At 46.6% G+C, this 13,418-nt stretch carries 11 protein-coding genes; all 11 read right to left on the bottom strand.

Annotation, left to right across the window (positions count from 1 at the left end; genetic code table 11):
• Positions 1–120: 120 nt before the first annotated feature.
• Complete coding sequence (gene smc, locus HMPREF3190_RS01790) at positions 121–3,828, bottom strand: chromosome segregation protein SMC (protein ID WP_449676002.1); 3,708 nt, start codon at positions 3,826–3,828, stop codon at positions 121–123.
• Positions 3,829–3,847: 19 nt separating this feature from the next.
• Positions 3,848–4,894 (bottom strand): ribonuclease III, encoded by a 1,047-nt coding sequence (gene rnc, locus HMPREF3190_RS01785; RefSeq protein ID WP_082715081.1) that lies wholly within the window; start codon positions 4,892–4,894, stop codon positions 3,848–3,850.
• 12 nt (positions 4,895–4,906) lie between these two features.
• Positions 4,907–5,899 (bottom strand): phosphate acyltransferase PlsX, encoded by a 993-nt coding sequence (gene plsX / locus HMPREF3190_RS01780; protein WP_066779804.1) that lies wholly within the window; start codon positions 5,897–5,899, stop codon positions 4,907–4,909.
• 82 nt (positions 5,900–5,981) lie between these two features.
• A complete protein-coding gene (gene rpmF / locus HMPREF3190_RS01775) occupies positions 5,982–6,161 on the bottom strand; it encodes a 50S ribosomal protein L32 (protein ID WP_066779803.1) in 180 nt (59 codons plus the stop codon).
• Positions 6,162–6,368: 207 nt separating this feature from the next.
• Complete coding sequence (locus tag HMPREF3190_RS01765; protein ID WP_066779799.1) at positions 6,369–6,935, bottom strand: DUF177 domain-containing protein; 567 nt, start codon at positions 6,933–6,935, stop codon at positions 6,369–6,371.
• Positions 6,936–6,943: 8 nt separating this feature from the next.
• Complete coding sequence (locus HMPREF3190_RS01760) at positions 6,944–7,423, bottom strand: ATP synthase subunit B family protein (protein ID WP_055348455.1); 480 nt, start codon at positions 7,421–7,423, stop codon at positions 6,944–6,946.
• Between the two features lie 111 nt (positions 7,424–7,534).
• Positions 7,535–8,014 (bottom strand): pantetheine-phosphate adenylyltransferase, encoded by a 480-nt coding sequence (coaD, locus tag HMPREF3190_RS01755; protein WP_055348456.1) that lies wholly within the window; start codon positions 8,012–8,014, stop codon positions 7,535–7,537.
• Positions 8,015–8,190: 176 nt separating this feature from the next.
• Positions 8,191–8,784 (bottom strand): RsmD family RNA methyltransferase, encoded by a 594-nt coding sequence (locus HMPREF3190_RS01750; protein ID WP_066779798.1) that lies wholly within the window; start codon positions 8,782–8,784, stop codon positions 8,191–8,193.
• Between the two features lie 90 nt (positions 8,785–8,874).
• Positions 8,875–11,154 (bottom strand): ATP-dependent DNA helicase RecG, encoded by a 2,280-nt coding sequence (locus tag HMPREF3190_RS01745; RefSeq protein WP_066779795.1) that lies wholly within the window; start codon positions 11,152–11,154, stop codon positions 8,875–8,877.
• 20 nt (positions 11,155–11,174) lie between these two features.
• Positions 11,175–12,812 (bottom strand): DAK2 domain-containing protein, encoded by a 1,638-nt coding sequence (locus tag HMPREF3190_RS01740; protein WP_066779792.1) that lies wholly within the window; start codon positions 12,810–12,812, stop codon positions 11,175–11,177.
• Positions 12,813–12,853: 41 nt separating this feature from the next.
• Positions 12,854–13,204 carry an Asp23/Gls24 family envelope stress response protein gene (locus HMPREF3190_RS01735; RefSeq protein WP_066779790.1) on the bottom strand — a complete coding sequence of 117 codons (351 nt, stop codon included), beginning with the start codon at positions 13,202–13,204 and terminating at the stop codon, positions 12,854–12,856.
• Positions 13,205–13,418 lie beyond the last annotated feature (214 nt).

The raw sequence follows: 13,418 nt of genomic DNA, 5'->3' as shown, positions 1-13,418 counted from the left end.
ATCATGCAGGCGTCATACGTTATGTGCATGACACGCATGTTTCGTAATTCATGCTTTATGTGCACTCCATGCAGCGTACATCGTGTATCTTAGCTATACGAGCGAAAACATTTTACGTTTTTACCCGAGCGCTGGTTTATGCGCTTCATCAATCGATTGCGAAAGCACACGCGTTACACCATCACCACGCATTGAGACACCATACAAAATCTGCGCGTGCTCCATCGTTGCCCGCTGATGCGTAATCATAATAACCTGACTGTCATGCTGTAACGTATCAATATAGCGTATCAATCTTAGCAGGTTTGCGTCATCAAGGGCAGCCTCAACCTCATCAAGGAGAAAAAAAGGAGCGTTTCGTACACGATACACAGCGAAAATAAAAGCAAGTGCACAAAGCGAACGCTCTCCCCCGCTCATCAGGCGCAACGATGAAATCTTTTTACCTGACGGCGATACATATATTTCAATGCCACCTGCATTTTCCGCATCATCACCAGATGTTATAAGCTGTAAACGTGCGTCAGCACCTCGAAATAAATATGAAATAACATCAGAAAAATTGCGTGCAGTTTCATCAAATGCCTGCTTAAATTGCACCTGTATACGTTTGGCAAGCACGTCTATAATGTGTTGAATATGTTCACGAGCGCGGGTAATATCTGCAACTTGTGCCTGTAATTCAGTCAAGCGCGCTTTTTGTGCTTCATATTCGGTGATGCTATGAACATCCACATTTCCTAATTGACGCAATTGTACTTCAAGCTGCTCAAACTGCTTACGTGCACGGTCGCGTTCAAAATGCGAAGACGGGTAATAAGGCTGACGATAGCCGTTTTGCTCAAGGCGTTCAAGCAGACTATCGCGCGACACTTCCAATTTCCCAATATCAACGCGCTGCTCAGTTTGTAATTCTTGTAGCTCACTCCACTTTTCCTGAACGGATAAGCGCTTTTGCAAAGTTTCATTAAATTGCTGCTCAAAGTGCGATTTTGAACGCGCTATCTGGTCTTTTTCCTGTGTCAGCACACCCATGATACTATGATATTTTTCATCAAGTGCGCTCAGAAACGTTTGCAGAGCGCGCGTATGCTCCTTGCGCTGCTGGAAACGCTGTTCTTGCTCGCAATATGTAGCCTGTTCACGCTCTAACTTGTTGAGCTCAGCTTCTGTTTGTGCTTTTTGCAACAATGCTGATTGTCTGCGTTCGTGCATGCTCGCAGCTTGCAGTTGTAGAGCATTTAAGTTATTTTGCAACGCAGCGCGCTTGCTGCGTTGATGATCTTCTTCGTCCTCAAGAATAGCTATATCGTGCTCGTACGTCTGCAATGTGTCTTCACAGTGCGCTAAGCGCTCTGAGAGCTGCTTACTTGCTGCACTCGTATCATGAAGTTCCTGTTCAAGTGGTTCTAACAACGATTTCATGTGCGTGCACTTTTCAGTATTTTTCTCGAGAGCGTCAGCTATACGTTTAAGCTGGAGCTGCTGTGTTTGCAGCGTTGCACTATGTTCAAGTGCTGCTTGCAGTGCATCATGTGCAGCATGCTCACAGCGCTCAAGCTGCGCTTTACAGGTATCATGGTACGTATGTGCGCTGTTCAGCTGTTCTTTAAGTGCGTCAATGGAAGATGTAAGCGAACGTAATTCTCGACTTATCGAAAGTAGATTTACACTGTAGTCCTGCTGTTCTTGTTCAATATCTTCCTGTGTATGCTTATGGAATTGTTCATTACCTGCATGCTCAGCTAAAGAGGGTGTCTGCGCACTGTTTAGCTGGGTGCGCGCGACAAGTACACGTCCATCGCTATAGGCAAGTTCGCAGGCAGGTGTAGCAAAACACAAGGCTTCATTACATGTTTGTGCAGCGCTACATGCCTGCTCAAAGCTGGGCATTAACACAACGCTGCCAAGTAAATTTACCAAATGCGGCGAAAGCGTAGCAGGAATATCAAGCTGATGAACAAGTAATTTATCGTAGTAGCGTGAAGGAACATGAGCGTCTGCACTACAAGCAAACGCATCGTGCATTGTCACTTCGCAGCTTGCGCGGTGTGCACTCTCTAAGCGGGATGTTTTATCAGCTGCACCATACAAAAACGATACGCATCCGCTCTCTTTCATATGTTCTAATACCTGAAAGGAGCGCTGTGCATCATCATACGAATCAAACATAAACGCACTTACATAATCACCGAGCAAAACACTTACTAAATTCTCCAAATGAGCAGGTACATGCAGTGCATCAATGAGCAATGATACGTTTGTGCCTTCACGGCGCAAGTGCTCAGCAAACCACGTATGCGCACTATTAGGAGCAAGCATATGATGTTTCAACTCAAGAAGAGAAGCATGTTTTTGCTGTGCTGCCTGGTAGCGAGCTTGTACATCAAGCACCTGTGCTTGTGCAGCACTCCATGCTTGTTGTGCAGTTTCTTGTGACGTGCGTGCATCGTGAGCAGCATGTTGTAATTCTTCATTGCGCAACGCAAACTGTGCGCTGCTCTGTTGTAAGTTTGCTTGCTCAGTTTTCAACGCCTGGCACTCGTCGTTTAATTCAGCAATGCGTGCTGTGAGCGAAGAGATTTTCTCTTCAAGTACCGAGTGTCGTTGCTTGTTCTGAAAAAGCTTCTGTTGATGCGCGCTACGTTCTTTCTGAGCGTCTTTATACTGTTCACGCTTCGATGCAAGAGCGGTAGTACGCTCAGCGCGCTTTGAGCGTAATTCTTGCAATTCAGCACGTATCTGATTTTGCTTTTCTTGCTGTTCATCATAGGTATGTTGATAGGATACAATCTGTTCTGCGAGGGTATCAAGACGACACTTCAATTCTGCAAAACGGTGCGGATATGCCTCTTTCATCCGCAATTGCGAATCATACATTGCGCTATACGTTCGTAATTGTTGCGCAATAACACTGTTAAGCGATTGGATTTTTTCATGCACATGGTGCGCTCTACGCTCACGTGCTTGCAAGCATTCTTCTTGCTTTGAAAACTGGTGACGTTTTTCCTGTTCATCATGCAAGAACCTCTGATGCTCTTCTTGCAATGTTTGCAGTTCGCGCGCATCTTCAGCAAGCTTTGCAAGCGCAGCTTTATGAGCATCAATACGCTTACAGATGCTTAACAGCTCATCGGTCCATAAATCAAAGCGCAAAGCATCGTAGGTCGTACGCAAGTCTTGCGCTTTTTGAGCACGCGCAGCTTTCTTTGCAAGGGGAACAAGTGAGCGCTGCATTTCTTCTTCTAAGGTATGTACCTGAGCAAGATAGTCATCCATACGCGCAAGCTTTTGGTTACTTTTTTCATTTTGTTGCTTTATTTTAAGAATACCAGCAGCTTCTTCAATAAGAACACGGCGTTCAAGCGGAGAGGACTGCAAAATAGCATCTAAATTGCCTTGTCCAATAACCGAATTGAGGCCACTTCCGAGCGCAGTATCGTGCAACAGTGAAATAATATCGCAGCGCCTATACATAACGCCGTTGATGAAATAACTCGATTCCCCATTTTTTGTAAGACGACGCATGATTGACACGTCGCTAAAATCAAGCGCAAGCGTGTGATCTGAATTATCGAGCACCAGTTCTACTTCGGCAAACGATGCCGCTTGACGTGTTTTCGATCCTGCAAAAATAACATCATTCATAAGAGAGCCACGCAATTTTTTTGCATTGCGCTCACCTAAAACCCACAATACTGCATCAGAAATATTCGACTTTCCCGATCCATTAGGCCCAACAACAGCGCTTAAACCTGGGGAAAATCGCAGTGAAACCTTATCAGCAAACGACTTAAATCCGCGTATGTTCAGCGCTTTCAGATACATACCAACGCAGCACTCCGTATTATTCGCAAGGATGCTGCGAAGAAACATCCGTCATCGCAACGGGAGCGCTCGTGGCACGAGGAACAGAGTTGGTACGAGTGGCGCCAGGCGCCGCATTGGCGCTGGTAGCAGAAGCATCATTGGTGCTCTGCTCGCTTGCAAGCTGCGCAGCGCTGTGCTTTTTTTGTTTAAGCGCAGCACGCGCAACCGCCTTTTGCACTTTCGCTTGAGCACTCGCATAAATTCGGTCGGCTTTTTCCTGTGCATTCGTAAGTGTTTTGTGAGCTTTTATTTGGGCATGTTCCACGCCTTTACGAGCACGCTCACATTCATCAACACCAATACCGAAAAACTCACTTAAACGCGCAAGCGTTGACTTTGCAGCTTGACTTTCAGCTTCTTTCTTGGTGCGTCCACTACCCTGCGCCAGACCATGACTGCCTGCAAATACCTGAGAAACAAAGGTTCTATCATGCGGTGGACCTTGCGTTTTTACCAGCTTATATGTAGGCGTAATGCCGCCAACTTGCAATTTCTCTTGCAATAAGCTTTTTGGGTTCTCAGGCTCTTTTGCCATATCAAGTGACATGCGAGGAATAAGCGTTCGCTCAACAAAAACGCGCGCGCAATCCATGCCGCCATCAATGAATAATGCAGCAACAAGCGCTTCATATACATTTTCAAGTGCAGATGTTAAACCGCGTTTTCCCGTACCGCGCTCAGAGGATCCAAAAAAGATAACATCCGATAAGCCAAGCTCACGACCTACCTGCGAAAGTGATGTTCCTGACACAAGTGCTACTTTAATGCGTGTCAGTCCGCCCTCATCAATATCGTGATACGTTTCAAACACTCTATCAGCTACAAGCGCTCCTAAGATTGAGTCACCTAAAAACTCCAAACGCTCGTAAGAATACTTCACAGCACGTCCTTCATTTGCAGAAGGATGCGTTATAGCCGCCAGCAAAATTTCTGGTCGCGCAAAGCGATGTTGCACAATTTCTTGCGCACGCTCTAGTTTCTCTTGTTTTTCATAACTATCGATAATATCGGTATCATCTGTCATATGATGTGACCCCTATTCAGCACCAATTGAATGACGAATTGACTCTACAAGCTTACCACGTGTTGCTTGCGCACACATTAAAATACCATTGCAAATTGCATCTTTGGACGACGAGCCATGCCCGATCATACATACACCCTCAACACCAAGCAAGGGAGCTCCACCATACGTATCGGGATTTAAACGCGCTTTCATAGCTCTAAACTGATCTTTTACAAGAAATGCTGCCAATTTTGTGGTAAGCGATGAAAGGAAAGTCTCTCGCATTTCCTCCATCAAAAACGATGCCGTACCTTCAAGTGTTTTAAGCGCAACATTACCCGTAAAACCATCACAAACAACCACATCAACGTCCCCTGAAAGCAAATCGCGACCCTCGATATTGCCCTGAAAACCCTCAATGTGTTCTTCCAGCAAAGCATGAACGTCTTGTGCAAACTGAGATCCTTTTTCGCGCTCTTCACCGATATTCAACAGCGCTACACGCGGATGCGGAAGCGTCAAGGTAGCACGACAATATGCTTGCGCCATATGGGCAAACTGTTCTAAATAGGCAGGTTTACAATCGGCATTTGCACCAACATCGCACAACAGAACAGGATTTTTCTTCGTAGGAAGCGTCACGCATAACGCAGGGCGCATAATACCTTTAATGCGTCCCATATGCATAATAGCTGCTGTGAGGCACGCCCCTGTTGAGCCGGCTGAATACACGCCTTGGGCTTTGCCTTCTTTAACCAAACGACACGCACGCACAAGCGAAGAATCTTTTTTCTTGCGAACGGCAAGTGCTGGATGTTCGGCCATCGTAATTACTTCAGAGCAACATTCTGCTTGCAAGCGCGTATGATGCGCGCAAAAAGGAACAACAACGTCTTTCAAGCCACACACAATAATGGATAGCTGAGCATCGGCTTCAAGAGCCTGCGTAATCCCTTGCAGCACAACATCAGGAGCAAAATCGCCGCCCATAGCATCAACTGCAATAACAACGGAACTGTCCATACCGTACTCCCTTATACCCTTAAAACAAAAACCCTCCAGACCAAAGCGATCTAGAGGGCACGCAAAGAACTGTACAGTATACTTACTCAGTTACAATAACTTCGCGCTTTTTATAGAAACCACAATTAGAACAAACGCGATGAGGCAGCTTAACTTCGCCACATTGAGGGCATACAGAACGTGAAGGTGCATCAATGCGATCGTGCACACTACGACGGGTATGCGTACGAATACGTCCCATGCGCTGTTTAGGTACTGCCATAATAATCTACTCCTTCATCGAGTTTGCTCATACTCGTTTATATGTAACAATACGCGAAAAATGATACTAACAAAAAACACTCTTTGCTGCAAGATAAAATACGCATGCGCACAAATATATGTCGAAAACAAGCGATATCTCCACAACTTAGCAAACGATACGCTGTGCGCACACAAAAGCGCACGCCCAAGCGCTATGCGGCGCACACTATTCGTCAAGCAGAGAGCGCAGTTGTGCAAATGGATGCTGTTCGACATCGCTTTCTTTACGCTTTTCTGCACACGAACACGTTTCTTTATTTAAGTTGCAACCGCACACACTGCACAAGCCTTTACAATCATCAGAACACACAATAAGATTTGGCAGCTCAAGCACCAGCGCTGAAGAAAGCATCTCAATAATGTCCAGCTCGTGATTTGCAGGCAGCACAAAGAATTCGTCGTCTTCCAAATCTTTAGACTGAGCAGCTTCTTCACTGACAAACACATACTCAGTAAACGAAGCGCTGCACTCATAGCGTGCATCGTCTAAACACCGCGCACACGGAGTTGTTACTGAAGCGTGCAGGGTACCTGCAACAACAAAAGCTTCCCCGGTATGCGTAAGCGTAAGGGTATACGTAAGTGGTTCGTTCAAGCTATAGCGTTGCGCTCCACGCACCAATGCCACGGGAGATAACGTTCCTGAAAAGGTTTCAAGCGCAGCTGGTTCAAACAACTCTGCGGGAATTTTTATGGAAACGTGCGGACGTGTGAGCCCCTCAAATGCAGACATACTGCACACTATGAACGGGGCGTATTCGTTTGAGCGGTAGCATTCAGCCTATCACGGCAACGGCGTACATTGTTAAGCAGCGAATCAAGGCTTTGCTCAACATGACCAAATACTTCATCGGCATAATCTTCTGCGCCAGCGCGTGTTTGACGCTCAAGTTCACGTGCATCACTGAGAATTTGATCGCTTTGTTGCTGGGCAATACGAACAATTTCCTGCTCGCTTGCAATAGTCATCGCTTGAGAGCGCGCATCTTCAATCATGCGAGAAGCCTGCGCTTGTGCATCGTCAAGCAGTGATTGACGTTCGCGTACTAACTGGCGTGCTTGTGAAAATTCTGTTGGGAAGGTATCTTTAATCGAATCGAGAATACTAAATGCAGCTTCAATATCAACCTGTCTCATACCGCTTTTGCCAAATACGGGTTTTGACTCTTCAAGTAATATAGAAAGCTCCTCAAGAAGCTCTAAAACTCCAGTATCATCCATGATTTTCCTTCCACAGTAAGCTGACGAAATGCACAACACCAACACGTGAGCATGCAAAGCGTCTTACACATCTAGGCATTATTTTATCATACAATCATAGAGCATTATACGTTATGAGCGGTATTTTTCTAGAAGCGCTTTTGCAACTGCGGGAGGAACAAGTGTCGAAATATCGCCATGCAGCGATGCAATTTCACGCACAATCGATGACGAAAGATACATAAACTGTGGCGGTGACATAATAAAAAGCGTTTCAATAGCATGGGAAAGCTGGTAATTGAGTGCTGTCATTTGAAATTCGTACTCGAAATCGGTAATAGCACGCAAGCCTTTTATAACAACATGCGCATCCACGTCGCGCGCAAAATCAACAAGCAGCTTATCAAAACCAACAACACGCACATTACTCAAGTGACTTGTTGCCTGTTTCGCTAGTTCAATGCGCTGTTCATGCGTAAAGAGTGGCTTTTTTTTCGCCGAGCGCGCAACAGCAACAATCACTTCATCCATAATTTGTGCAGCACGTGTTATAACGTCAAGATGGCCATTAGTAATGGGGTCAAAGGTGCCAGGAGTAAGTGCTCGTTTCACAAACGCTCCTTTCGTGGAAGGCGGGAAAATACCGCACGATTATCGGTTGATCTACAGTTTTTTGGAACCCATGCTCGCGCCAACGGGCACAGCAATAATGTGGGTATCGCTGCTTACGTGTGATGACGTTGCGGCGTTGGTTCTTGCGCAAAAGCGCGGAAATACATCAGCACACGTCAGTTTCGTTCTCTCTGCGTATCATAAACTAAAAACGCGCACCGTGTTGACCCAAATGATTTATACGCATCCAGGCGAAGCGGCGTATGGTCCAGCAGCTCACTAAAGTCTTCTTGGGAAACGTTACTAAACTCGTACACTGCTAAGGCATCGGGCTTCAAAATACCTTCTATGAACAGTGCATTTATAAGACTCACTACGACACGCGCTTCTATACGATACGGCGGATCAAAAAATGCAACATCAAAGCTCCTGGTGCGCAAGCGCGCGCAATCTCGCAGCAAATCAAGGTGAAGAACTGATACCGCATAAACACTATATCCAAGGCGCGTTGCGTTTCGCTTTATACAGCTGAGTGCATCGCGCGAAATATCGCACAGGGTGGCATGAACAGCTCCGCGTGAAAGCGACTCAAACGCAAGCGCTCCCGAGCCAGCAAATGCGTCAAGAACGCAGCATCCATCAAAGCTGCCTTTTCGGCTCATAATGCTGCTCATCAGCGACTCGCGTACGCGATCGGTCGTGGGACGTGTGTTCATACCCGCAGGTGCATCTATACTCTGCCCTCGTTTACTGCCTGCAATAATGCGCATACACTCCCCTTTTTTTACTTTCCCAATGCTAGTTCCCCAATGCCCACCAGAGCTCGATACCTGCCATAATACAGCATTCGCACATACGTATTACGAATGCAACGTGCGCACTTCACGCGCAAGAAGCGAATGTTCAGGTAGCTGCAAAAACGCATCGCGCGCAACGAGCGCTTGCGCGTCCGAATACGCTTCTTGAATAATGGCGCTATCTCGAATAATGTTCACAAGCGACAAATGCGAAGCGCCATGTTGGCGATTGCCCAAAATATCACCTTCCCGGCGCAGCGCCAAATCGAACAGGGCAAGCTTGAAACCGTCATCGCAATGTGTCATAGCAGAAAGCCTGTTCAGTGCTACGGGTGATTGTGACGATGATACAAGATACACATCCGAATCTTTATTGGAGCGTCCCACGCGTCCGCGCAGCTGATGCAGTTGCGACAAGCCAAAACGGTCAGCATCTTCGATAATCATAATCGTTGCATTAGCAACATCAATGCCAACTTCAATCACCGTTGTTGAAACGAGTACTGAAATGTCACCACGCGAAAATGCGTTCATGACAGCTGCTTTTTCTTCAGCAGGCAAGCCACCATAGAGCAAACCAACTTTTTCACCAGGAAATATTTGCGTTTGTAAAAACTGAGCTTCGCTTTGAGCGCTTGCCACGCTTTGCGATGAACAAGGTGCATAATCGGCTTCATCTTCAATACAGATAGCAGCATATTCGTACGTTTCTTGCGTATTGTCAGCGTACAAAGACTGTGAACGCGTCAAGCTTTCATCTAAACCCGCTTTCGCATTTTCATGCGCACGCTTTTCACCTGATGCACGCTTACCATGTATGCTTGTGCCACCCCTCTCAAGCACCAAGGAGTTATCGCCTTGCTTTATACCAACAAGCGGACACACAATATATACTTGCTCGCCGCGCGCAAGTGCATCGCGCGCAGCATCGTAAGCGGTATACATCAGCGATTTTGCTACCACATGTGTTGTGCGCTTACCGCGCGTACTTACGGGCGGATGCTTTATGTAGGAAAACGTACACGCACCATACAACGCCATAGCTAAGGTACGTGGAATAGGTGTTGCACTTAAATAAAGCGTATCAACATTGCGTCCTTTTTTCAAAAGTGCAGCACGCTGAGATACACCAAAACGCTGTTGCTCGTCGATCACACACAAGCTTAACTGGTGAAACACAACCTCATCTTCAAGCAAGGCATGCGTGCCAATAAGCACGTTCAGCTTACCGCTTGCAAGCTGCTCATAGATATGCTTTCTATCGGCACGAGGCGTAGAGCCACACAAAAGCGCCCACGAAATATGAGCAGCATCAAAAAATGCACCAAGCGTTTTTGCATGCTGACGTGCAAGAATTTCTGTTGGAGCAAGAAGAGCTGCCTGCGTGTGCGAATCGGCAACGCAGGCAAGCGCGCTACCCGCAACCACCGTTTTACCACATCCTACATCACCTAAAAGCATATGATTAAGTGCCGTTGGTAAGGCCATTTTTTCCCAAATATCGCGGCACGCTGCCTGCTGTTCGCATGAAAGCTCAAAGGGAATAGCACGCAGGTACGCCTGAACGTGCTTGCCGTTTACGACATGCGTGCAAGCAGGACATACCATGCTTCGTTGCGCGTGGCGAGACATCAGCGAAACTTGGAGCGTAAACACTTCTTCATACACTAAACGCCTGCGCGCGCACGCAAGTTCTTCCATCGAAAGTGGCGCATGAATCGCACAAAGCGCATGAGTTCGGCTCATAAGGTTGCGACGAAGCCGCACGTCAAGAGGCAAAAAATCGTACATGCCGCGCGTTTTTGCAAGCGCAGCGTGAACAAAGCGCGTCATCCAGGCATTCGTGATACCTTCCGTAAGCGGATACAGCGCAACGATAAGACCACACTGCGTAGGTGCATCTATCAATTCGATAAAGGGATTGGTCATACGCTTATAACCATATGAGAATTCAAGTTTACCCGACACGCCGACAGTATCGCCCACATGAAACTTATTCATAAGCCACGGCTGGCGAAACATCGTAACTATCAATATCCCACTGTCATCAAGAACGGAAATCTCAACTAAACTGAGGCGTGGACGTGGTGTTTTAAGGGTAATAGCGTGAATAGTTCCAAAAATACTACATTGAGAGCCGATGCTTGCCTGCGCTACTTTTTTTACGGCAGACATATCGATGTAGCGGCGTGGAAAATGTTCAAGAAGCTGTTCTACCGTTTGCAGATGGAGACGCTGCAGCTTAAGTGCGCGCTTGTCGCTTACCTGTGGAAGCGTGGTTGCGGCCTCGCACAATGCTAATTGCGAGGCGCTCCGTAACGAGTTTGTTAGACCATCAGCCATGCGTGCGTGTCGCTTAAACACTATTCAAGCGAGAAGACAACAGGATACAGTGGCTGATCACCGCGATGAGACTCAATTTCAAGATCGTCATAGTGCTCTTCAATGGCTGCTTCGAGCGCTGAAAGTGCATCATCAGTGAAATCGGCGCCAGCAAGAAGTGTTAAGCTGTCGAAGCTATCTGCCTGCATTGTATCAAGCATGCGCAAGCACACATCGGTAATGTCGGTTCCGACAGCTTCGATATCCCCGTTCACGATACCGATTATATCGCCTGCCGAAAGAGGATTTCCGTGCGCATCGCGCGAATCTTTTATAGCGGTTGTAATTTCGCCTGTGGATACCTGATCAAGCACTTCGGTCATCGCGTGAACGTTGTCTTCAAGCGATGTAGCTTCGTCAAAGGCAAACAGCGCACTAAACGCTTGAGGAACCGAGGTGGTAGGAACCAATGCACAGGGAATTTCTGCCATATCACATGCCGCTTGGGCTGCGAGAATGATGTTTGAGTTGTTCGGAAGAACAATCACGTTGTTAGCGTTCACACGCGCAATGGCATCAAGCAGCTCTTTGGTCGATGGATTCATCGTTTGACCACCTGAAACAACCACGTTTACACCAAGGCTCTTCAGGATATTCGCATTGCCCGCTCCGCTTGCGACAGCTACAAAACCAAAGGGAGTAGCAGGCTCATTATGCGCTTCTTCACTTAGTTCTTCATTGCGCTTGGCACTTTGCAGATCCATATTGTGCACGTGTACTTCTGAGATTTGCGCATCGTGATCAAGGTACCACGCAAGCACTTTATCGGGACGATTCGTATGAACGTGCACTTTAAAATTAGGATGCGCGCCTACCATTAAATCGCAATCGCCCATAGTGGGTAAAAACTCGCGTGCCGCTTCCACATCCACCGTTTCGCTATGCACTAAAAACTCGGTGCAATAACGAAATTCCGAGCCTTCCCAATCTTCAATGTGCTCGATTTCTACTTTTGGCGCTGTATTTTGCGCAAACAACACTTCATCTTGATGTGCTGCACCACGCCCAAGCAGCGCCGATACAAACGCATCGATGAACAGCGCAAGGCCGTATCCGCCCGCATCAACAACGTTATTTTCCTTCAGTACACTTAACAGTTCAGGGGTACGATGGACGCTTGCAAACGCTTCGTTTACGATGAACTCAAGCGCATCGTTAGTGGAAAGCTTCTTTTTTTGAGCAGTGCGAGCAGCACTGGCAACATCGCGAATAACCGTAAGAATAGTGCCTTCAACTGGTTTTCGTACTGCTTGAAACGCAACTTCTTGAGAACGAGCAAACGCAACGCTTAAACCTTCGGTATTAAAATGCTCAGCGCGAAGTGCTCCTTCACACAAGCCGCGCAAAATTTGTGACGTAATAACACCCGAGTTGCCACGAGCACCCATGAGAGCACCTTGCACCACTGCTTTTGCGAACTCTTCGCGTGATGTATTCTCAGAAAGCTCGGAGACGCTGCGCACAACCGACTCGATAGTAAGCGACATATTCGTTCCCGTATCACCATCAGGAACAGGGAAAACATTTAACTTGTTGATGGTATCTTTTTGAGAGCTCAGCATCTGGCTTGCTTGAGCAAGCGCGCGCTTCACATCATTGAGCGTATATGTTTCACTCATAAGTAATGGATCTCCTTACCACAATGAGACAAAATGCCTCGTTAATGCTTGCGTACTTTAACGCCTTCCACATGAACCTCAACGCCTGCAAGAGGTACTTGCGCATATTGAGTAAGTGCGAAACTAACCTGATCAACTAAATTTTGAGACACAGTATTAATATTGGTTCCGTATTCAATAATGACATACAAATCGACATGAATGCCCTCATCGAGCGTTTCAACTACAATACCCTTGCGTACACGAGAAAGCGGAAGCAATTTAGAAAGTCCACTTTGTTGCGATGAAGACGACATAGCTACCACGCCGTAACAATCGGCTGCAGCATATGCTACTAAATCGACGAGCACATCATTAGCTACGTGTAATTCTCCCGAAATGGAAGTACTCATAACACATCCTTTCCCGATGGTGCGCGACATACATGTACTGTTATAAAGATATGTCCTGTACATAGTACTTACAAGAAGTATACAAGAGGACGCAATTGACAGTAACAAATTCAGCGTATTGACTATAGTATAAACGAAAGAAACGCATAAACAAAAGAAGCTCTAAAATTTTGGTGAGCTTCAAGGAGAAATGTAAGATTTATAGACACAAACT

The organism is Umbribacter vaginalis (assembly GCA_001552935.1).
GTDB lineage: Bacteria > Actinomycetota > Coriobacteriia > Coriobacteriales > Eggerthellaceae > Berryella > Berryella vaginalis.
Note: the sequence above shows the minus strand (reverse complement) of the source record. Positions and strands in the feature narration are given on the sequence as shown.